The sequence below is a fragment of the Aquimarina spinulae genome (genome assembly GCF_943373825.1).
Taxonomy (GTDB): domain Bacteria; phylum Bacteroidota; class Bacteroidia; order Flavobacteriales; family Flavobacteriaceae; genus Aquimarina; species Aquimarina spinulae.
This window is the reverse complement of sequence record NZ_CALSBP010000002.1, coordinates 2,657,348-2,678,749: the sequence shown is the minus strand read 5'-3', so window position 1 is coordinate 2,678,749 and position 21,402 is coordinate 2,657,348. Positions and strand designations below refer to the sequence as shown.

Below are 21,402 nucleotides of genomic sequence, written 5' to 3'. Positions count from 1 at the left end.
TAATTGGTTTTTTTATAAACTTAGCAGTAATATATTTACTTGAAGTACTATTATTTAATAGTTTACTCAATAGTAATTGTAACATTGCCTGCGCGTAAATCATTTAATAGTATACAACCCCCAGCAACAATTGGAAAAATATAACTTTTGGCACTAAGAACATATACTCCAGGTGAAAGAGTCCCATTCAATAAAAGTGGATTTTCACTATTATTATTTTGAACAACCTCCCCATTAGTTTTATTATAAATAGATATTAATGGATATCTGTCTGATGAAGACCCATCATCGGTTAGCTCAAACGTTATATCATAATTCACTTCATTCTCTACTGTAAATGTATACTCTATCTTTTCATCGATGACTTCATTTTTTTTATCATAGCTTACTACATTTGTATAAGGCAGAGATAGTGTTCCTAAATCTACATTGGTCGCGGTAACATTAAACACTTTTGAGACAGCACTTTCTCCTCCTCTTCCATCTCTTGCTGTTATTTTGAATTCAACTTCCTCGAAGCCTGAAAAATCAGGAAACTCGGCGGGTAAATTTAATTCTGTTATATTCCTAAAATTTCCAACTCCATCTTTAAATCCTGAAAACCCAGGGAATGTTTCAACTCCTTCAGGAGGAAGATCCCATATTAATCCTCCAAAGTTCATTTCATATGAAATTTTATCTCCATCTGCATCTGTAGGTAGATTAAAGGAAAAATTAATAAATTCTCTTTGATCCCTACGATCATCGCTGCATCCCCTAGAATAATAAAATTCAAGAATCTCAAATGAGGTTGGATTAGCATTTTCATCATCACCTGAACAACTTAAAAGTATAAAAGAAGATAAGGCTAAAAAAATTGTTTTTTTCATTTTTTGATACTATTAATTAATGTATTATACTATATAGATGCTACTTTACAATAAAAGTATATTAGTTTTGTGAAATTTAACAACATGTTTTATAGTTTAGATACTTGTCTTTTAATTATTCTATAAACATATCTTTAGTATTCCATATGCCTTGGCTACGAGTATTGAATTCTTTTTTACAGAAAATAACATTATCAATAAAAAATTGTTTTAAAATTATCATTACTCTACTATTCTTATATTGCTTTGCTGCATACTCATCATTCCAGGGCTACCTGGAGGGAAATTTGGTTCATAGCTATGTTTATCTTTATTATAACCTATAATTTGAATATTTGACATTACTCCTGTAACTCCATCAAAATAGAATCCACCATTTATATAGGATAGTATAACATTTGAAATAGAAACATTTGAAATATTTTCGCCCGACCCTTGAGAACTAATTCTAAAAGCATATCCATGTCGACCTTCTTCTTTCCCTGCTTCTCTATCTTCTTTACTAAGAGGTCCTTTCCCAACTACATCATGGCCAATAATATTATCAATAATTATATTTTTCGCATAATGCGGGTTGTTTTCTAAAATATCAATATTAATGATATTCACACCTCCATTTTGAATTACATCTTTAATTATTACATCATCAGTTCTACTTAAAACTGGCCATGGATCATGCTGAATAGCTATTCCTCTCAATCCTTCATAACAATTTATATTTACGTTTAGAACTTTTATGTTTTTTGAATTATATATACCTATAGCTACATCGTAAATACTCATTGGCTTATAAAACCCTCCGTATAATGTTACGTTTTGCACAGAATAAGGAGATGTTTCATTACCTTGTTGAAGTTTACCAATACCTATCATACCACCTCTTTGCACAGCAGGCCAAGTAGCTGGTACTCCATCATAACCATTAGGACCTATATCTGGATCGTTTCTTAAAAAACTACAAATTGGTCTTTCACCCAAACCTTCATGATTATCATTACTAGTGTTAACTCCTATAAAAGTAGCTCCGGCAAAGTCATAATATCTATTGTCTTGATTTAAGAATATTTCTTTGTATACTATAAATTTTCCTGCTGCTACAAATTTTTTAACATTCGGAAATGCTTCAATAGCTTTTTGAAACGCTTCAGAACAATCATTTTTTCCGGTATCATCAGCTCCCCACCATTGTGGAATAACAAAATTATTTTTCAAATTACCTGTTACTTTTCCATCATCTAAAGTCATATCCCATCTATCAAACTGGCAATCTTCAATAGTCCCGTTGTTTTCTAATTCAAAGATTTGATATGATCCGGCATTAATGCTACCATTAAGAGTTACTTTAACATTTCCCTTTACTATTAATTTGTTGCCTCTAAAAAAGTTTAGCTCAATTCCTTCTGGGATTATTGTATTTCCGCTAATGGTAATATCCCCTTTAATTGTAATTACACCACTATTATTTAAAGCATTTTTAGCATCGGTTAAAACTCCTGATGTTCCATTTTCTATTCCCCCAGTGATAACATATTCAGTTATGGGCATTGGGATTTTTGAGTAAATAATAGCTGAAAACAAGATTAGAGCAACTGTCAAAATTGTTTTTTTCATTTTTTTCAATATTTACGGTTGTACTAATTAATGTATTACCTCATATAAATGTTACTCTTATAAACTACTTTTTTTTAAATTAAAAACATGAATTTATATTGCTGTCCATCCGCCATCTACCATTAGATTATGCCCTGTTATAAATGAAGCTTCCTCTGACAATAAAAAGGTAATTGCCGGAGCTATTTCATGAGGTTGTCCCAAACGTTTTAATGGAGATTTATATTCGTATCTTTCTATAAATGATGGATGTTGTTGATCTTTAATTCCACCAGGTGATACGCAGTTTACTCTTACATTATGTTTACCATAATAGGAAGCTAAATATCTGGTGAAATTAATAATCCCCCCTTTTATTGCTGAATATGCAGCAGGAGAAGTACCACCATATCCCTCGTAAATAGTGAAATCGTTACCAACAACTCCATAAATAGAGGAGATATTGACAACAGAACCAGATTTTTGTTTTTCCATTACTTTTAATACCTGTTGGCAAATAAAAAAGACACTGTTCATTTGCGTATCGACATTTTGTCTCCAAGAATCTATGGGTACGTCTTCGAACTTATTCCCCCAATCTTTGGTGCGAGGATAGGCATTGTTAACCAAACCATCTATTCTTCCGTGTTTTTTTACCACAGAATCTACTAGTTCTAGAATTGAAGCTTCAGAAGTAACATCGCATGCGTAGTCACCGGTTTCAATATTGGTTTCGGCATTAATATCTGCATTAATCACAATTGCTCCATTATCTTTCAGGTGTTTTAAAATTGGCTTTCCTATTAAACCACTTCCTCCTGTAACAATAATTACTTTATTTTTTAATCGTTCTGTAGGCATATTTTTAGTATTTCATAAGCTTCATCAACTGTATTGAATTCTTTTTTCTTTGCAATAACATGATCTATAAAAAATTGTAACTGATCTTCGTAAGTATCAACTATTGTTTTCTCTGAATCAAAAATAATATCATCATTTCTGTAGACTCTATTTTTTAGTATATCCACCAAAATCGTTTCCTCTTCTAGGACTAGTTCTAAAGTTCGTTTTGGATCTCTACGATAATAATTTAAAACAATGCTTGCATTAAAATTGGGATAACCAAGAGTATAATTAGCATAATCAAATGCAGTTATATCTAATGAAGATTTATTAGAAAACACTTTAGATACTTGCACGGGTTTTCCAAGTAACCAATAGGCATAATCTATTTCGTGAATCAAATCTATGTGAACTCCTCCTCCTTGTTCTTTGTTTGCGCTATAGGTAGATTTATAATCTCTACCCGGTCTCCAGTCTGGCAAATAAGAACCACAATATATATTGACTTCGTTAATTCTTTTGTTAGCGATATAATCCTTTGCAAATCGTAAACAATCCAGGAATCTAAGATTACAAGCAACATAAGTCGTTAAATTATTTTGTTGTATTTCTTTAACAACTTTTCCATTATCCAATTCAGAAAAAAGAGGTTTTTCAATAAATAGAGGAATATTAAAAGGGATAAGACTTATAATAGTTTTATGATGAGCAAAAGTAGGATTAGAAATAATTACAAAATCAGGTTTGATTTTTTGTAATTCGTCTAAAGAAAAAATATTGTTTACGCCTGTTATTTTATCTACTTTTTTTGAAGAACGTAGTGCATAAAATCGAGCATCAGGTTTGATTTTTTTTATAGCAGAAATGTGTTTTGTAGCTATCGAACCCAATCCTATTATTAGTACATTCATATCTCAAAATCTAATTTATTTGCTGATAAAAGAAACTCCATCATATCAAAGTCTATTGGTTCATCTATATCAAAACAGATATGATCCATTAAGAATAATAGGCTTTTATTGGTTATTGCAGATCTTAATTTTTGATCAAAAAATGCTTTTCTATAGATATAAAACGAAGCATTCATATCATATACTATAGGTGCTGCTTGTCGTGATTTACTGTCGCTTTGCTTAACCAATTTGCAAAAACCATCTTCCTTAAGTTCTACAACATTAAAATAAGGGTTTTTATGTGGTTTTGAAACCGAAAAAATATTTAATGCTTCTTTGTTTTGGGTAAATATTTTATAAGCTTGTTGTAAGTCATCAATAGTCCTCATTGGGGAAGATACATCCAGATCCAAAAGGATATCATATTTTTTTTGACGTTGTTCTTCTTCGTAGCTAAGAATATGATCCAAAACATCAATTTTACCCACAGTATCATTCGCTAAAAAATCTGGACGAGTATATTCTGAGCTCAACCCACATGATTCGGCTACCTTCTTTATTTCTTCACTATCTGTAGACAATGCAATATCTACATTATCATGAAGTTTGGCAAACATCACTGCGTGTTGAATAGAATAGTCAATTACAGGTCTCCCGTTAAGATCTTTTATATTTTTGCCCGGAATTCCCTTTGAGCCACCTCTCGCACATATTGTTATTAATATATTTTCCATTAGTGTTCCAGATGTTTTATAAAATTTTTAGCATACTCATAATCTACGGGCTTACCTATATCTATCCAATATCCCAGGATTGGATTATAAATTAGGTTTCTATCTTCTTTAACAATTTTTTCCATTAAATCTGTAATATCAAAAAACTGATTTTTAGGAATCTCTTTTATAAGTTCTCTTTCTAGAATATATATTCCAGCATTAGACTGGTAAATAAAAGATGGTTTTTCTCTAAAATTTTTGACATAGCTCCCATTAGTTTCAAAAACTGCGTATGGGATATCCACTTTATATTCTGTAGAAGCTACAGCCATTTCTGCATCAGATTCTAATAGTGTTAAAAATAAATCCTGAAAATCAACATTTGTAAATAAATCACTATTCATTAGCAATACATGACTCGAATCAAATTTTTCTACCAGTGACAGCGCTCCTGCAGTTCCTAAAGGTTTATCTTCCCATACATACTCTATTGAAATCCCTTTTGAACTACCATCTCCAAAATATTCTTCAATTTGTTCTCCCAGGTATTTAACCGAAATATAGATTTTTTGAATCCCATACGATATTAATCTATCTATATTATGTTCAATAATTGGTTTGTCTCCCAAAAGTAACATTGGTTTTGGCACCTTATCGGTTAATGGGCTAAGTCTTTTCCCTCTACCACCAGCCATAATCATGCATTCTAATGGCAATACTGCTTTTATTTTATCTAAGTCTAATAACTTAACATATTGTTTTTTTTCATTAAGAACAGGTAGTATTTTTAAGTTTTTTTTTGCGATACTCATTTAGGTTAATAAAAGAGTATCCTTGTTCAATATAAGTAAAGCTTCTATTGCAAACCGAATCTATAGTCTCGTAAATATTTTTATTTTGTGCCAAAGCACGTCTTATATCACCATCAGTTAACGTTCCTATTACTTGTTGCTGGTCATCCTCAACAAAAAGAATTAATCGGCTTACATCCTTAATAGAATTTAATCTATTTAAAGCTTCTAGAATAGTCTTATTCCTATTGATTAGTATATTACTCATATGTATTTAATATTTCTATAAAACTATAAATCATAAAATGACTTTTTAATGTCTTTTATCTTAACTGTTTTAAGTACTTCTATAATTTGAGATGTAGTTGTACCATCACCATAAATATTTTTTTGTTGCTGTATGCTTTTAATAAACTCTCTGTCAAAAGCTTTCTGTATTGCCTTATCAATAGCGCCACTATTAGGTTCACAATTAATAACACTATCGGGCATTAATCTTCCTTTTTGTCGATCTCCTATATTAATGGTTGGTTTTTTAAAAATAGGCACTTCATAAATTCCGCTGGAAGAATTTCCTATAACTACATCTACATGTTGTAATGCTGATAGATATCGTAACTGACCTAAAGAGGTAAAGGCTACTGACTTTTCTGGTTTTTTTGCCACATAGTCATCTATCAATTCGATAATTATCCTACCATCTTTATCAGAATTAGGTTTCGTAAAAATTAAGGAGGTATCTTCTAATTTGTCTAATGATGTTAAAAGTTCCTCAAACTGTTTTTTTGCGGTTGCTTTTTCGAGGGTTACAGGATGAAACGTAATTAATACCGCTTTTTTATTTAGCTTATAATTAATTGATTCTTCAAACTCTGTTGTATTAAGTAGCTTTAAACTTTTTATGCTATCAATTCCTATTGCTCCTACATTAAAAACCCGATCAGGAGATTCTCCTAATTGCATCACTCTTTTTCTATATACCTCTGCAGAGGTAAAATGCAAATAGCTCATTTTTGTGATGGCATGTCTGATTCCTTCGTCATATGCTCCTTCTGTGGTTTCGCCGCCATGCAAATGTGCTATTGGTATTCCTTTTATCATTGCTGCTGTTGCAGCTGCTAATATTTCTGAGCGGTCTCCTAATACTACTATAAGATCTGGACTTAGCGCTTCATAGGTTTCTGCAAAACCAATCATAGCTGTTCCTATTGCTTTGGTAATTGCTTCTGCAGAGTCTCCAGATAGATGGTCTTCTACTTTGCTATCGATAACAAAACCATCTTGTTCTATCTGAGTATACGTAAGACCAAACTCTGGTGATAGATGCATACCGGTAACCACCAATTGTAAATTAAATTCAGAATCATCGGTTATCGCTTGAATAAGAGGTTTTAACAACCCATATTCTGCTCTGGTACCTGTTATGACCGCAATATTCTTCATATCAAATCGTCTTCTTGGTAATCTTTTAATGCTTTTGTTCCTATTACACTATCCCATTTCATAGGAGAAATACCACTACCTGGTCTTTTTACGGTTATGTTATCATCTGTGAAAATATCTCCTAGTTGTATTGATGTTTTAGCAACTATACTTTTTCTGGCAATTTCCTTATTCTTTTTTTCGCTATTACTGGGTTCTTTTCTGCCATGACCCAAAGCGTCTTCGATATTTCTAATAGCGGTTACCATTGCTTTTAACTCTTCTGGCTCAAGAGAAGCTTTATGATCAGGTCCCTCCATAGTTTTGTCTAGCGTAAAATGTTTTTCAATAACTGTAGCACCAAGAGCAACAGCTGCTATTGGTATTTCGATACCCAAAGTATGATCAGAATATCCAATAGGAACATTAAATGTGTCTTTAATGGTATTCATAGCCCTAAGATTAACGTCGTGCATTGGTGTAGGATATTCAGTATTACAATGCAATATGGTGATACTAGACATGCGTGCACCAGCTTCAACTACAACATGAACAGCTTCTTCTATTTCTTTAAGATCTGCCATTCCTGTAGAAATAATAATCGGTTTACCGAGGCTACCAATTTTTCTTAAATACGGTAAGTTGGTTATTTCACCTGAAGGAACTTTAAATAGATCTATATTCAATTCATTTAAAAAGTCTATACTTTCTAAATCAAAACCAGTAGATAAAAATTTAATATTTTTTGAATTACAATATTGTATTAATTCGAGATGCATGTCTTTACTCAATTCTAGCTTTTGCAACATTGCTAATTGAGATTCTGAAGCATTACCCGTATTTTCTTTTTGATATGTAGCTTTTTGAGCATTTTTGCTCACTAGTTTTTTAGAATTAAACGTTTGAAATTTTACATAATCCACTCCAGCAACAGCAGCAGCATCTATTAATTTCTTTGCTAGTTTAATATCTCCATTATGATTTACACCTGCTTCGGCTATGATAACAACTTTATCTGGATTCATATGTTTACTTTTTAATAATCTTTATAGGATTCCCACGAGCAATCTTATTAGATGAAATATTTTTTCTTACCAGGCTTCCCGAACCTATAACGACATTTTCTTCAATAGTACATCCTTCATTGACTATAGTCCCGCTGCCAATAAAAACATCATTATAGATGTTAACATCTCCATTAACGGTTGCTCTGGTAGAAATATGATTAAAGTCCCCTAATCTACAGCCGTGTTCTATATTAGCAAATGTATTTATGATATTACCTGCTCCTATAGAAGTATTACTGTTAACCATAGAAAAATTCATTATAACGGTTCCTTCTCCAATTGTAGCATGTTTAGATACGTGTGCTGTAGATGAAATGATAACAGGTAATTTACCCCCATGAGATTTCACTTTGGTAAACAATTTTCTTCGTATAGCTGCAGATTTGATCTGCCCAACTGTAATTACAAATTCACAACCTTCCTGAATATATTTAAGTACATCATCATCATTTCCTAAAATTGGATAGCCCAATATTTTTGCCTCTGTCAATTCGGAATAAATAGGATCTAAAATGCCTATTACTTGATAATCAGGTAGCATTTCTAATACTTCTATTACCGATTCACAATGTCCGCCTCCACCTAATAGTAATAGCTTTGTCATGTTTTTTAATGTTATATAATTATTATTAAAAAAATCATTCCACAATAACTGGCTTTGGTTGATATTTCATGCTTAACATATTCTCAACTCTTTCTTTAAATTTATCGTGATTAAAATAATAATAATAAATACTCTTCATAATTTCTAACCGCCCATAATCTGTTTCATCACCATACTCTACTTTTAAAACTACATCTTCGTTAACATTTTCAGTCAAATCCCTAATGTTATATGATTCTGGTTGTGCTAAAAAAGTTGATAGATAATTATAACTACTTTTATTTTGTATAATAAATTTATCTTCTTTTCCCAGAATTTCTTTAAAAACTCCATTCAGCTCATAAAAAATAAGTTGCCTTTCGGTTGCATTATATTCACCATTAAAACCATCAGTAAAAATAGTACCATCTCTATTTTCATTCAAAAATTTAATATTATGTTTTACTGCTTCTATTTTTATCCAACCTCTTAAATAATTGGCATTTGCATTTATATTAATTGTAAGAAAGCAAGAAAGTATAAAAATACAGATTGCCTTCCTAAAATTTTCAGGAAGCACAAATACAACAGGAAATAGACAAAAAGATAAAGCTAGTGGAAGTAATACTTGATGCCTTGTTTCATATCCTTCATAAGAAGGTGGTTTATTAACTACTAAATAAGGAAATACAACTACCAAGAACGACAAAATTCCAAAAATCATAAATTTTAAAAGTTTTGATTTTTCATAATTTTCTTTAAACAAAACATTTCTAAGTACAAAAAAAGAAAAGAAAATACTTATAAAAAAGACACCAATACTAAATGAAAAATGATCTTGAAACGCAGTTATAAGCTCTTTATATATTCCAATAATATTATCAGTAAAAGCATTTGCATATTTTATTGGAATTTCTTTCCAAACAATATTTATTTTATTATATCCAACAGAAGCATATGCTCCACCTATTGGCAAAAATACTTTCTTAAATATCCAAAAAATGAAAGGAAGTAATCCTAAACCACAATAAGAAAATATTGTTTTATAATTTGTTTGTTTTATTTTATCAAACGAAAAATCTCTTTTTATTATAAAGTGTAACGTTAATATAAACAAAAACAGAGGAAGTAAAGAATTTAAAAAAAAGCCTACTAAAAGAAAAAAACTTCCGAAAATTAAACTTATATATTTTTTGTTATTTTCTAAAAAATCAAGCACCATATACAACCCAGCCGTAAATAAAAATAAAAACAAGGGATACGGCATGCAAATAATAGTACTTTTTATTTCAAAATAAGGAGCTAACATTGCTAATAAGGATATAAAAAAAGCTGTTATTTCCTTACATCCATATTGTTTAAGAATTTTAAAAAAAAACATGAATATCCCTAAAAGAAACACAAATGATAACCAATGATACAATAATGGAGAATAATCACTATCATTTAAAAAATCATGAACATATACTAGCATCAAAGCACCATTATTTCCAAAATGTTGCATTAAGCCAATTCTATCCATTTTATAAACTGTCCAATCATCCCAATAAACACCATTATTAAATAGCATAAATAGATTATTGAAAAGAAAGAACACAAATAAGTATAATAGGTATTTGTTTTTCATCAAAATAGAGTTTCTGTTAATCATAAAATAACACTACTAGGTATGTTTACTACACGCTCTTCAAACCATTTAGCATTTTCGAGATTTCCAGTTTGGGCATTTTTAAACATTGTTAAACCATTCATTAGTTTCCAAATGGGTCTGGTCATTACTCCATTTTCATTGGTTTCTTTTAGAAATGCATTTCTTTCTTCGAGATTTTCTAATAGAATAGCATTTAACCAATAGTTTGAAATCGAGTGTTTTGGTTGTTTGATATATTGTAACTTTTTATCATTAAAAAAGGCTTCATATTTATCTGATAATATCCTTTTCTTTTCTAAAATAAGGGGGAGTTTCTCCATTTGTGCGCACCCTAACGCTGCATTAATATTTGGCAGACGATAATTATAGCCTATCATATCATGTTCATAATCCCACTGGTGCGGTATTTTTGCTGTTGTTGTTATGTGTTTTGCTTTTTTGGCTATGTCATCATCATTGGTAACTAACATTCCACCTCCACCAGTAGTAATAGTCTTATTTCCGTTAAAACTAAATGTTCCTATTAAACCAAACGTTCCAGTATGTTGTTCTTTATAATAACTACCTAATGATTCTGCGGCATCTTCTACTACCGATATGTTGAATTTATTACAAACTAATACAATTTCATCAATTCTTGAAGGCAATCCAAAAGTATGCATGGGAACAACCGCTTTTATCCTTCTTCTAGTAGTTTTATTTATACATTCACCATTTAGTATTTCGGTGTTTTGTGATAAAAAATGATCTAATTTTTCTGGAGACAAACCAAGAGTATCCTTATCTACATCTACAAAAACAGGATAAGCCCCGATATAGCTTATGGCATTAACTGTTGCAATAAACGTTAAGGGCTGAGTGATTACTTCATCATTTGGGTTTACTCCAGCCATTAGAAGGCCCATATGAAGAGCAGCTGTACCATTAGATGTTGCAATAGCATGTTTTGCTCTCGTAAATTTTGCAATATCTGCCTCAAACTGATCAACAAACTTACCTACACTAGAAACAAATGTAGAATCAATACACTCATTCAGGTATTTTTTTTCATTGCCCATAAATATTGGGGCATGCAATGGTATAAACTCTTCTGTTCTAAAACTCTCTTTAACAAAGGATATAAATTCTTGATGCATAGATTTACATTTTACTATCTAAATATTTACCTGTCTCCTTATGCCCAAAATCAGGTATCATTTTGAAAAAAAGATCAACAATATCCTTTTTGTTCCAGCTCCTGTTCTGTTTCAGGTTTTGAATTACTTGAGTGAAAAGATTTAATTTTTCTTCATCAAAATTTAAATCGTTTTTTATAATTCCAAGGTTATGAAATCTATCCATATCCAGGGTTTCTTTGTCGGTAAAAAATTCCTCAAAATCTTTTTCTCCAGTTGTATCACTAGAAGAAAATAAACAAGGCCATTTTCCTTGTTGAGGTAACGTTTCTATTAATTCTCTAGCTTCATTTTCATCCTTACACAAGTAAGGTTCATACCCAAGTTCTGTAAGGTATTTAACAGCGATATCTGCAAAAGAGATTAAATGTAGATCCTCGCTCAATTTAGGAAAGAAGATGTCTCTATTGTTACCAAAAATACACGACATTAAGCAAAGTTCTCCCGATTCTTTTGGTATCACAAAGTATCTTTTAATGTCATTTGGAGCAACTATAGGTTGTTTTTTCTTTATCCTTTGATCAAATCCATAAAGTAGTGATCCATCAGAAAAAGCTACATTAGCAAAGCGTGCTGTAGAGATTTTAATCTCTTTACTCCTCCTCATCAAATACATTTCCATAATTCGCTTAGAGGCTCCCATCATATTAACAGGATTAGCAGCTTTATCGGTAGATACACAAAAATATTTTTTGGTTCCTTTCTTAATAGCCTGAAGCAACGTTTTATCTGTATTAAAAATATTTACATCAATCATTCTCATTAATGTAAATGGGTCTTTTTCACTTCTTACATGCTTTAAGGCCGATAAATTAAGTACATAATCATATTTTCCATCGGCTTCTATAAAAGCGTCATATTCTAATGATCCGATATCTAAAGCAAAAGTTTTAAAATCTCCCTGGATATATCCAAAAGAACTTCTGATATCCCTAACCAATTCTACCAGATTGTTTTCACTTATATCCACAACATGTAGCTTTTGCGGGTTTCTTTTAAAGATTTCTTTAGTCACCGCTTGTCCAATAGAACCTGCTGCACCAATAACCAGAAAAGATGAAGAAGAAACAATATTTTTCAGTTCTGATTCTTTTTCTGTGATGTCTTTAGAAAATAATTCTTGCTTTCTTCCTATTAGTTTTAATATGTTCATTTAAAATAATCTATTTTATATTACAAATCCCTCTGTTTTTGGAATCAGAGCAATGATCTATCCTGATTTTCTTATAATTATATCTCCTTTAGTTCTTTATTGTTTTTTCTAAAGATATTTTCCAATTTTGAATTTCTAAACCAAAAGATGCTAAGCATTTCTCTTTATTCAAAACACTATATTTTGGTCTTCTTGCAAAAGTAGGGTAATTATCTATTTTTTTAAGTTTAATAGTATCAAGTTTGCTCGAAAACCTTAAAATTTCTTCCGTAAAATCATACCATGTGGCTTCACCAAGATTACTATAATGATACGTCCCATATTTAGGATCATCAATCAAAATTAAATCTAATATAAATTTTGCCAGATCATTAGCATTTGTTGGTGTACCTATCTCAGAAGTGATAATAGTGAGATCTTTTTCGGTCTCTGATTTTTTTACAATAGTTTTAAAAAAATTATGCCCAAATTCAGAATACAGCCATGATGTTCTAATGATAAAATATTTCTCCAAAATTTCTTGGATGTGTTGTTCACCGGCTAATTTTGATTTTCCGTACTCATTAATTGGGTTTGGAGTATCTTCTTCTATATAAGGCATTTTTTTAGCCCCATCAAAAACATAATCGGTAGATATATGTATAAGTGTACTATTATACTCTTTGCAAACCTGTGCCAAATTTAATACTCCAGTTGCATTAACCAAAAAAGCCTTTTCTGATTCTTTTTCTGCTTGTTCTACGTTGGTATATGCAGCACAATTCACTACAAAATCGAATGACTTATCTTTAAAAAAACGTTGTACCTCTTCATTTTTTGTGATATCTAAGACTTCAGAACTGGCAAAATACAATTGTAATTCAGGATAGTTTTTCTTAATTTTTTCTATGCATTGCCCTAATTGACCTCTCGATCCTGTAATCAAAATATTGTTTTTCTTCGATTTTTTTTCCATCTATTATCTTACCAAATTCACGTATTTAATTTGTCATAATTCATTAAATACTTATTTAATGAAATAAGAATTAGGGTCAAAAATAAGATAGTAACAAATACTATTGGTATCAATACGATTTTTTTATTCATAAAATCATTTACCAAAGCTCCTTTATTAGGGAATTCTGAAATAATATTAATGGTATTCTTCGTATTTGCTTTTTCATTATTTAGTTCAATTTTTTCGTCTTTTAGTTTCCCTGCCTGATCTAGTAACTCGATCTCTGATATTTGATCTGATTGATTTTCTGCCAAGTTAATATTAGTGGTCCCATCAGGTTTTTGAGCTTCCATGATTTTTATCTTCTTATAAAATGCTTGTAAATCATTGATTTCTTCTTGTTGAGTGCCTATAACTGAATCTTTAAGAGCAATATTGCGCTCGTTAATTTCTTTCTGTAGTCTAAAATACTCATTATTCTCTATTGATGTTACAATCGCTTTCTGGCATCGTTTTGCTATTTCTGGAGAAGTTGCTTCTATTTGTATTCTATGAAACTTTGCATTGATATCATTAAAGTTTTTTAAATAATACTCATAATCTACTTGTTTTTGAGATATAGAATCTAATCCGCTAATGAATTCGCTAAACTGTTTTATTCGTTGTGTTTCATCAGAAAATGATTCTATTGTAACTTTTTTAATATATGATGCTTCGTTTTCACTAACTTGTAAGGCCTCAGATAAAGCTTTACTTTCTTGATGTTCTGCTAATTGATTATAAAACTCAATATTGTTGTATAGTTGTTGAACACTATTAAAATTAGGTTCTATAATCATAGAAGATTTATATATGGGTAATGATCTATAATCTAAGTACCCTCCTATTATAACCCCTATAAATGTTACAGTTACAAATTTTAAAAAATGAGTTCTTATGAACTTAAGAAAAAGGATAAAAAGGTGAAAAAGATTTTTAAAAATCTTATCAATAAACTTAATACATCTATTAAGAACATTGCCAATCAATCTAAATAATTCTCCCAGGTCAATTTCTTCTGAAGTGTTTTCTTTCATCGTCGTAGGTTAATTTATTTTAAGGAGCAATCATGCTCAAAAAATTGAAAAACTTTAAATAAAATTAAATAACATAATATCGCAGATTCAAAATCAGGAGACATGTACAAAAAGTCTCTTATTTATTAGAATCAATGAAATGTTATTATTTTGACGATAGGGTAGGAAAAACGCCAATCATAAAGCACTAGTATTTATGCTTTCCCAAAAAATTCGGGTTTTTCTTTTATAATTTTAAAAGAAACTAGGGCAAAGTAATAAAAAAAATTAAACAAAAATGAGCGTTAACATTTTTTTTAACATCAGGTATTTACCTTAAAAAAACAAGTGTGCTTTTTATGATTTTTGAGATATTATAATTTTAAGTCTTTTATAAAAGCTAAATCTTTGTCTTTTTCTGACAATTGAATTTCAGAAACATCTAATTTCCAGTCAATTGCAAGATCGGGATCATTATATATGATTCCTGATTCTGAAGATTTATGATAATAATTATCACATTTATAACTAAAAATTGCAGTTTCACTCAATGTAATAAACCCATGAGCAAAACCCCTAGGAACAAATAACTGAAAATTATTATGATCATTTAACACAATAGAAAAGTGTTCTTTATATGTTTTAGAATTAGGTCTTAGGTCAACAATCACATCTAATACTTCTCCTTTAACTGCTCTAACCAATTTAGCCTGCATGTAATCACCTGTTTGAAAATGCAGTCCTCTAAGCACTCCTCTTTTAGAAACGGATTGGTTATCTTGTATGAAATCAACCTTTAACCCAGTAATCTCTTCGAATACCTTTTGGTTAAAACTTTCAAAAAAAGAGCCTCTTTCATCATCAAACACTCTGGGTTTAAGGATAAAACATCCGTCAATAAACGTAGATTGAATTTCCATCTTAATCTAGTTGTAATAAATATTTACCATACCCACTTTTTAATAATGGTTTTGCTAATTCCTGAAGCTGATTTTTATCGATAAAACCTTTTTTATAGGCTATTTCTTCTATTGCTCCAATTTTAAGTCCTTGTCGTTCTTCTATAACCTGAACAAACTGACTTGCTTGCATGAGAGAGTTAAATGTTCCTGTATCTAACCAGGCGGTACCTTTATCAAGTATGCTTACTTTTAATTTTCCTTGTTTCAGATATACATTATTTACATCAGTAATTTCTAATTCTCCCCGAGCACTTGGTTTAATAGCTTTAGCAATTTCTACTACTTTATTATCGTAAAAATAAATTCCTGGTACAGCATAATTTGATTTTGGTTGTTTTGGTTTTTCTTCTATCGAAGTAACTTTTCCATTCTTATCAAAATCTACAACTCCATATCGTTCTGGATCTTGAACATGATACGCGTATATAATGCCACCATCGGGATCATTATTGTTTTCTAACAGTTTTTCTAATCCTGATCCATAAAAAATATTATCTCCCAGTATTAAGGCAACTTTATCATCGCCAATAAATTTTTCGCCAATAATAAAAGCTTCTGCTAGTCCGTTAGGTTGATCCTGAATGGCATATTCGAATCGACAACCATAGATTTTGCCATCACCTAATAGTTTTTCGAATAATGGTAAGTCTTGAGGAGTAGATATGATTAAAATCTCTCTAATCCCTGCAGAAATCAATGTAGAAAGAGGATAATATATCATTGGTTTATCATAAACCGGCATTAATTGTTTACTAATTGCCAGTGTAAGTGGATGTAAACGTGTTCCTGATCCTCCTGCTAATATTATTCCTTTCATTGCTATAGTATTATTGTCTGAAAATGGATTTTAGTCAATTTTGCCTTTAAAAATAGTACTAATTCTTATACTTCTTTAAGTACCAATCTATCGTTTTTTTGATTCCTGTTTCAAAATTTTCTTCTGCATTCCACCCTAATTCATTTTCAATTTTAGAAGCATCAATAGCATACCTAAAATCATGGCCAGGTCTGTCGGTAACATATGTGATAAGATCTTTATATGATTTAGTAGTACTTCTTGGAATAATAGTATCTAAAATTTCACAAATAGTCGTGGCAATATATATGTTTTCTCTTTCATTTTTTCCTCCAATATTATACGTCTCTCCAATTTTCCCGGTACGTAGTACTAAATCTATTCCTTTACAATGATCCAAAACATATAACCAATCTCTTATATTTTTGCCATCACCATATATAGGTATGTTTTCTTCATTAATTGCTTTTCTAATGATGGTTGGTATTAGTTTTTCATTATGCTGTCTAGGGCCATAATTATTTGAACAGTTTGTTGTTACCACTGGTAAACCATAGGTGTGAAAATAACTACGAACTAACATATCTGAAGATGCTTTTGAGGCGCTATATGGGCTATTAGGCGCATAAGGCGTCTCCTCGGTAAAAAGGCCTGTTTTTCCTAATGTACCGTAGACCTCATCTGTAGAAATATGTAAAAAGCGAGCGTGTTCAAATCCTAACTTTGGTTGATTTGGAGCTTTCATCCATGTCTGGTATGCAGCTTGTAACAAATTAAAAGTCCCAACAATATTGGTTTCAATAAAAGCTTTTGGGCCTTCAATAGAGTTATCGACATGAGATTCTGCAGCAAAATGAACTACGGTATCAATATTATGTTCTATAAAAACTTTTTCAACCACACTCCAATCACATATATCTCCTTTTATAAAAGTATAATTTGTATCATTTTGAACTTCAATATTAGCAAGATCAGCAGCATAGGTTAATGCATCAAGATTGATAATTTTTGAGTTATCATTTTTTGAAATAAGATTCACAAAATTCGATCCTATAAATCCTGCACCTCCTGTTATTAATATGTTTCCCTTCATAATATATTAGATATAAACTTCTAATAATTTCATCCCTTGAGTATTGCTTTCAATTTGTAAGTTTTCAATTTTGGCCGGAATCAATATGGTTTCACCAAATGAGATACTTGTAGAATGATTATCAGTTCTTATTTCACCACTTCCTTCAACACACATCAAGATTTTAAACGAATCCAGGTGTTTGTAATCTCTTTTTAAATCATGATCAATTTCAAGTGTATTTGTTGTGAAATATGTGCCAGAAATAAGATTATTAATTTTGTTTTTATCCTTTTCATATTCTAATTTAAAAGATCTATCTCCTTTAAAATCCAGTGCATCCAATGCCAGATCTGTATGCAATTCTCTCTCATTTCCATTACTGTCTTTTCTATCCCAATCATAAACTCTATACGTAATATCTGACGTTTGTTGAATTTCTGCAATCAATGAGCCTTTTCCAATTGCGTGTATTCTTCCTGCTTTAATAAAATAACTATCTCCTTTTAAAATGTTTTCAAAATTCAGTAATTCTGTAATTTTCCCCTCTTTCAGGAACGTTTCATATTCATCTTTTGTGGTATCTTTATTAAAACCAACAATTAACTTAGCGTCAGAATCAGCTTGAACAACGTACCACATTTCAGTTTTTCCAAAAGAATTATGACGTTTTTTTGCTAATTCGTCATTAGGGTGTAACTGAACAGATAAGTCTTCTTTGGCATCGATATATTTAATTAACAAAGGAAACTGATCTCCAAATTGTTGATATACCTTATTACCTAATAAATCTTCTTTATATTTTTTAATTAGGTGGTTTAGTTTTTCTCCTTCTAACTTTCCATCAGATACTACAGAAATGTCATCACCCACTGTTGATATTTCCCAACTTTCACCGGTATTCTCATCTATTATAGGTTTATTGAGAATAGTTTTTAATTTATTTCCTCCCCAAATTTTTTCTTTTAGAATTGGTCGAAATTTTAAAGGATATAGCATAATTATTGCTTTTTATTAGTTCTTTCATAGATTTTAACAAGGCATACTTTCTAAATGAACACGTATTAAAAATTGTCAAAATCTATTATTATTCGTCTTTAACAAATTCTTTTATCTCCTCATTCAAATATCGAAGAAAGTAGAATAAAGAAACCAGCCCTATAAGAAGCATTGGGATTAGTATCATCATACGGTTTAATAGTTTCTTCCGTTTTGAGATAACATCCCCATAGTCGACAAAAGAAAAGATTTCTTTATCAAGAATCAAAGCACGTTCCTGGTCATTAATCAACTCTATTAAAAGTTCTTTCTTTTGTAATAGAGAAGCTATAGAAACCATGGGCAATTCTGATCCAGAGGAAATAATAATGGCTTCGTTTTCTGCTTTTAATGGTGATTTTTCCAGATTACTTAAATACGCATCAATAAATTGTAATGATTTCTTATTTCTTTCTATGTCAATTTTCTTTTGTTTAAGTGTAAGATCTGATATTTCCTGATAGTATTTATTTGATTTAATATACTCCAGAATAGAAGAAGTTGTTTTACTATTATGTTCACTTGCTTTGTCAAAATCAATAGTGAGTTTATGATGCTTATAAAAATCTCTAAATCCTTCTTCTTTTAGCTGATCTTCTTCATAGGCTTCCATAACATCTTTAAAGAACTCTTTATTTTTATACCGTTTCTGTAAATTGTCTAAAACATCTGTGCCTTTTACCACAGGTTCGACAGTAATTTTTTTTATGTTTTTAGCATGATCCAAACTAATTCCTAGTTTATTAAGAAAAATATCGTCTTGAAAATTATTTTCTAACTCTTCTACAAAATCATAAATATATTTTGCGCTATTGTATTTTGGTTCGATGATAACTTCTTGTATATACTTACCCTTTGTATCTTGATTTTGATCTAAGAAAAAACCAATAACTGCACCAATAACCAACAAAATCGAGAATAAGATTACTTTTTTCTTGTAGAATCTAATTACAGATATAATCGATCTTAAAAAGCTTTTAAAAAACTTCCTAAACATGCCAAAAACATGCATTACATCTACCTCATCTTTGTAATTTTCATTACCCATAATTATTGTCTTTCTTTAAATATTTGTTCTATTATTTTTTCGGTTATTAGGTATGTTGGTTTTACTCCTGTAGTTCCTAGTCCTCCAGAAGCTAATGTACTTCCTGTTTCTAACGGGTTATCCGAAGCATAATAAGCGTATCGCACTTTTACTTTTGGGCTGATACTACCTCTAAGTTTTGAAGCTGATTGTATCGCCTTTTGATAATGTGCTCCTTCCATTTCTAATCCAATTACATTCCAGGTAGAATCATGAAAAAACTTTAAGATATCTCTATTTTGCAAAGATGTTCCTAGAACTGTAATCATTGCTCCATCATAGATATCAATGCCATGTCCTTCTAATTCTTTCTTTTTTAACTGATTTTTAAATGGGTAATTATCTGCTGTCCCTTCAAAAACATGAGCAGATGGTATCATTATATCTCCTTTTCCTCCTTCAAGAATACCCGCTTTACCCATAATAGAAATAGATTTAACATCAATGTGTGTTTTGGCACCCTGGGTAGTTATATATGGTTTTAATAGCTCATCCATCGTCTCATATGCCTGTTCTCCAAATGCATAATCCATTACGATAATTACAGGTTTATCACTATCTTCAATATCTGCTATTAGGTTTTTATATTCACAATCTACATATTGAGCAGTATCAAATATCTGTACATTTATATTTGCTCCACTTTGATCTTCTATATACGTCATTCCTTTTTGCAAGGCTAACTTTCGCACTTTTGCTCTTAGTTTGTCATTTTTATTATCACTTAATGACTCATAAACATCAAAAATACTTTTATCCTTCAACTCATTTTTTAAAGCAACAGAAGTATATAATGTGTTCATTACACTATGCATATTAGCACTAATGATGTGAATTGGGCGATCAAGTAAATTTAATTCTTCTAATTTCTTTTTAATCGTATTTGCCCAAATCTCTCCATGAATATGATGACCTAGTCTTTCTCTTAATACTGGACTAAAGGTTACGATTCTCTTTTCATCTTCAATTGATTCTTCTATCGCCAGCTTACCCAACCAATAAATAATATCTAAAAACCGTTCTTTGTTTTCTGGGCAAGAAAAACTACCGTATACAGAAGAAACTTCTTCAAAGGTTCTTCCTAAAATATTAGCTGTATGGGTCAAAGCGACTTCTCTTTCGGCTTTGGTTAAATCTTTTTTAGACGTTACGGCTTTTTCTAATTTTTGCCAATCTCTGGTAACATTTCCCTGCTCATTAATCACTACTCGATTCATGATCTTATGTGATTCTATAAATAAAAAGGTAAGGTGCGTAAGAATATCATATATTTCTGATCGCCCTCTGGTAATCTCGATATTCATTTGCTCCTCATCTATACGATAGCAGTTTCTACGTCTTTTGGGAGGTACTATGGCTTTAAAGTGAGAATTTTTATATCCTTCGTCACTTGTTAAGTTAATATATCGGCATTCTTCAATACCAAATGGTAATCGATCGATAACATAGAGCAACCCGTTAAGTTCTACTTTTTCTTCTGCGACAGAGCCATAGATCTCCGGGCGAAGTATTAACAATGCCTCTCTAAGTGTATCTCCAGAAACTCCCATGGGTTTATAAAAACCTCTATTAAATAGATGGCGCATAGTTATGTACATGCGTTCAATTGCACTAGAGCTTTCCTGAGCTCTTGTTCTTCCTTGTAAAATAAGATTTGCCATAAATTTTTCCTAGCAAATATAAGTATACTAACTGAACATTA

At 30.7% G+C, this 21,402-nt stretch carries 21 protein-coding genes; all 21 read right to left on the bottom strand.

The window, feature by feature from the left end:
* Positions 1-62: 62 nt before the first annotated feature.
* A complete protein-coding gene (locus NNH57_RS17245) occupies positions 63-869 on the bottom strand; it encodes a hypothetical protein (protein ID WP_074405880.1) in 807 nt (268 codons plus the stop codon).
* A gap of 222 nt (positions 870-1,091) precedes the next feature.
* Positions 1,092-2,480, bottom strand: coding sequence for a hypothetical protein (locus NNH57_RS17240; RefSeq protein ID WP_074405881.1), 1,389 nt, complete (start codon positions 2,478-2,480; stop codon positions 1,092-1,094).
* Between the two features lie 93 nt (positions 2,481-2,573).
* A complete protein-coding gene (locus tag NNH57_RS17235; protein ID WP_074405882.1) occupies positions 2,574-3,320 on the bottom strand; it encodes an SDR family oxidoreductase in 747 nt (248 codons plus the stop codon).
* Entirely contained in the window at positions 3,302-4,213 is a 912-nt protein-coding gene (locus NNH57_RS17230) for a Gfo/Idh/MocA family protein (RefSeq protein WP_074405883.1), read from the bottom strand. The genes NNH57_RS17235 and NNH57_RS17230 overlap by 19 nt, the downstream gene beginning before the upstream one ends.
* Entirely contained in the window at positions 4,210-4,929 is a 720-nt protein-coding gene (locus NNH57_RS17225; protein ID WP_074405884.1) for an acylneuraminate cytidylyltransferase family protein, read from the bottom strand. Before NNH57_RS17225 ends, NNH57_RS17230 begins: the two co-directional genes overlap by 4 nt.
* The gene (locus NNH57_RS17220) at positions 4,929-5,723 is read right to left on the bottom strand and encodes a nucleotidyltransferase family protein (protein WP_328517068.1); all 795 of its coding nucleotides are present in this window, start codon (positions 5,721-5,723) and stop codon (positions 4,929-4,931) included. Before NNH57_RS17220 ends, NNH57_RS17225 begins: the two co-directional genes overlap by 1 nt.
* Complete coding sequence (locus tag NNH57_RS26530; RefSeq protein ID WP_328517067.1) at positions 5,680-5,970, bottom strand: CBS domain-containing protein; 291 nt, start codon at positions 5,968-5,970, stop codon at positions 5,680-5,682. Before NNH57_RS26530 ends, NNH57_RS17220 begins: the two co-directional genes overlap by 44 nt.
* A 23-nt stretch (positions 5,971-5,993) precedes the next feature.
* A complete protein-coding gene (neuC, locus tag NNH57_RS17215) occupies positions 5,994-7,145 on the bottom strand; it encodes a UDP-N-acetylglucosamine 2-epimerase (RefSeq protein ID WP_074405886.1) in 1,152 nt (383 codons plus the stop codon).
* A complete protein-coding gene (neuB, locus tag NNH57_RS17210) occupies positions 7,142-8,149 on the bottom strand; it encodes an N-acetylneuraminate synthase (protein ID WP_074405887.1) in 1,008 nt (335 codons plus the stop codon). The genes neuC and neuB overlap by 4 nt, the downstream gene beginning before the upstream one ends.
* Before the next feature lie 4 nt (positions 8,150-8,153).
* Complete coding sequence (locus tag NNH57_RS17205) at positions 8,154-8,795, bottom strand: acetyltransferase (protein ID WP_074405888.1); 642 nt, start codon at positions 8,793-8,795, stop codon at positions 8,154-8,156.
* A gap of 34 nt (positions 8,796-8,829) precedes the next feature.
* Complete coding sequence (locus NNH57_RS17200) at positions 8,830-10,344, bottom strand: hypothetical protein (protein ID WP_074405889.1); 1,515 nt, start codon at positions 10,342-10,344, stop codon at positions 8,830-8,832.
* Positions 10,345-10,421: 77 nt separating this feature from the next.
* A complete protein-coding gene (locus NNH57_RS17195; RefSeq protein WP_074405890.1) occupies positions 10,422-11,561 on the bottom strand; it encodes a LegC family aminotransferase in 1,140 nt (379 codons plus the stop codon).
* Between the two features lie 4 nt (positions 11,562-11,565).
* Entirely contained in the window at positions 11,566-12,753 is a 1,188-nt protein-coding gene (locus tag NNH57_RS17190; protein WP_074405891.1) for a UDP-N-acetylglucosamine 4,6-dehydratase, read from the bottom strand.
* A gap of 88 nt (positions 12,754-12,841) precedes the next feature.
* Positions 12,842-13,708, bottom strand: a complete 867-nt coding sequence (gene rfbD / locus NNH57_RS17185) for a dTDP-4-dehydrorhamnose reductase (RefSeq protein WP_074405892.1) — start codon at positions 13,706-13,708, stop codon at positions 12,842-12,844.
* Positions 13,709-13,725: 17 nt separating this feature from the next.
* Positions 13,726-14,766 (bottom strand): hypothetical protein, encoded by a 1,041-nt coding sequence (locus NNH57_RS17180; RefSeq protein ID WP_108808214.1) that lies wholly within the window; start codon positions 14,764-14,766, stop codon positions 13,726-13,728.
* A 353-nt stretch (positions 14,767-15,119) separates the two neighbouring features.
* Entirely contained in the window at positions 15,120-15,665 is a 546-nt protein-coding gene (gene rfbC / locus NNH57_RS17175) for a dTDP-4-dehydrorhamnose 3,5-epimerase (RefSeq protein ID WP_108808215.1), read from the bottom strand.
* A gap of 1 nt (position 15,666) precedes the next feature.
* Positions 15,667-16,524, bottom strand: a complete 858-nt coding sequence (rfbA, locus tag NNH57_RS17170) for a glucose-1-phosphate thymidylyltransferase RfbA (RefSeq protein WP_108808216.1) — start codon at positions 16,522-16,524, stop codon at positions 15,667-15,669.
* A gap of 58 nt (positions 16,525-16,582) precedes the next feature.
* Positions 16,583-17,596, bottom strand: coding sequence for a dTDP-glucose 4,6-dehydratase (rfbB, locus tag NNH57_RS17165; RefSeq protein WP_108808217.1), 1,014 nt, complete (start codon positions 17,594-17,596; stop codon positions 16,583-16,585).
* Between the two features lie 6 nt (positions 17,597-17,602).
* Positions 17,603-18,574, bottom strand: coding sequence for a type I phosphomannose isomerase catalytic subunit (locus NNH57_RS17160; RefSeq protein ID WP_074405897.1), 972 nt, complete (start codon positions 18,572-18,574; stop codon positions 17,603-17,605).
* Between the two features lie 88 nt (positions 18,575-18,662).
* On the bottom strand, positions 18,663-19,661 hold the full coding sequence (locus NNH57_RS17155; protein ID WP_108808218.1) for a hypothetical protein: 999 nt from the start codon (positions 19,659-19,661) through the stop codon (positions 18,663-18,665).
* A 2-nt stretch (positions 19,662-19,663) separates the two neighbouring features.
* A complete protein-coding gene (locus NNH57_RS17150) occupies positions 19,664-21,361 on the bottom strand; it encodes a DUF6909 family protein (protein ID WP_108808219.1) in 1,698 nt (565 codons plus the stop codon).
* Positions 21,362-21,402 lie beyond the last annotated feature (41 nt).

Excerpts from the sequence above, each read along its gene's own strand:
- NNH57_RS17245 (WP_074405880.1), bottom strand. The coding sequence starts at position 869 with ATGAAAAAAACAATTTTTTTAGCCTTATCTTCTTTTATACTTTTAAGT.
- NNH57_RS17240 (WP_074405881.1), bottom strand. The coding sequence starts at position 2,480 with ATGAAAAAAACAATTTTGACAGTTGCTCTAATCTTGTTTTCAGCTATT.
- NNH57_RS17235 (WP_074405882.1), bottom strand. The coding sequence starts at position 3,320 with ATGCCTACAGAACGATTAAAAAATAAAGTAATTATTGTTACAGGAGGA.
- NNH57_RS17230 (WP_074405883.1), bottom strand. The coding sequence starts at position 4,213 with ATGAATGTACTAATAATAGGATTGGGTTCGATAGCTACAAAACACATT.
- NNH57_RS17225 (WP_074405884.1), bottom strand. The coding sequence starts at position 4,929 with ATGGAAAATATATTAATAACAATATGTGCGAGAGGTGGCTCAAAGGGA.
- NNH57_RS17220 (WP_328517068.1), bottom strand. The coding sequence starts at position 5,723 with ATGAGTATCGCAAAAAAAAACTTAAAAATACTACCTGTTCTTAATGAA.
- NNH57_RS26530 (WP_328517067.1), bottom strand. The coding sequence starts at position 5,970 with ATGAGTAATATACTAATCAATAGGAATAAGACTATTCTAGAAGCTTTA.
- neuC (WP_074405886.1), bottom strand. The coding sequence starts at position 7,145 with ATGAAGAATATTGCGGTCATAACAGGTACCAGAGCAGAATATGGGTTG.
- neuB (WP_074405887.1), bottom strand. The coding sequence starts at position 8,149 with ATGAATCCAGATAAAGTTGTTATCATAGCCGAAGCAGGTGTAAATCAT.
- NNH57_RS17205 (WP_074405888.1), bottom strand. The coding sequence starts at position 8,795 with ATGACAAAGCTATTACTATTAGGTGGAGGCGGACATTGTGAATCGGTA.
- NNH57_RS17200 (WP_074405889.1), bottom strand. The coding sequence starts at position 10,344 with ATGCTATTTAATAATGGTGTTTATTGGGATGATTGGACAGTTTATAAA.
- NNH57_RS17195 (WP_074405890.1), bottom strand. The coding sequence starts at position 11,561 with ATGCATCAAGAATTTATATCCTTTGTTAAAGAGAGTTTTAGAACAGAA.
- NNH57_RS17190 (WP_074405891.1), bottom strand. The coding sequence starts at position 12,753 with ATGAACATATTAAAACTAATAGGAAGAAAGCAAGAATTATTTTCTAAA.
- rfbD (WP_074405892.1), bottom strand. The coding sequence starts at position 13,708 with ATGGAAAAAAAATCGAAGAAAAACAATATTTTGATTACAGGATCGAGA.
- NNH57_RS17180 (WP_108808214.1), bottom strand. The coding sequence starts at position 14,766 with ATGAAAGAAAACACTTCAGAAGAAATTGACCTGGGAGAATTATTTAGA.
- rfbC (WP_108808215.1), bottom strand. The coding sequence starts at position 15,665 with ATGGAAATTCAATCTACGTTTATTGACGGATGTTTTATCCTTAAACCC.
- rfbA (WP_108808216.1), bottom strand. The coding sequence starts at position 16,524 with ATGAAAGGAATAATATTAGCAGGAGGATCAGGAACACGTTTACATCCA.
- rfbB (WP_108808217.1), bottom strand. The coding sequence starts at position 17,596 with ATGAAGGGAAACATATTAATAACAGGAGGTGCAGGATTTATAGGATCG.
- NNH57_RS17160 (WP_074405897.1), bottom strand. The coding sequence starts at position 18,574 with ATGCTATATCCTTTAAAATTTCGACCAATTCTAAAAGAAAAAATTTGG.
- NNH57_RS17155 (WP_108808218.1), bottom strand. The coding sequence starts at position 19,661 with ATGGGTAATGAAAATTACAAAGATGAGGTAGATGTAATGCATGTTTTT.
- NNH57_RS17150 (WP_108808219.1), bottom strand. The coding sequence starts at position 21,361 with ATGGCAAATCTTATTTTACAAGGAAGAACAAGAGCTCAGGAAAGCTCT.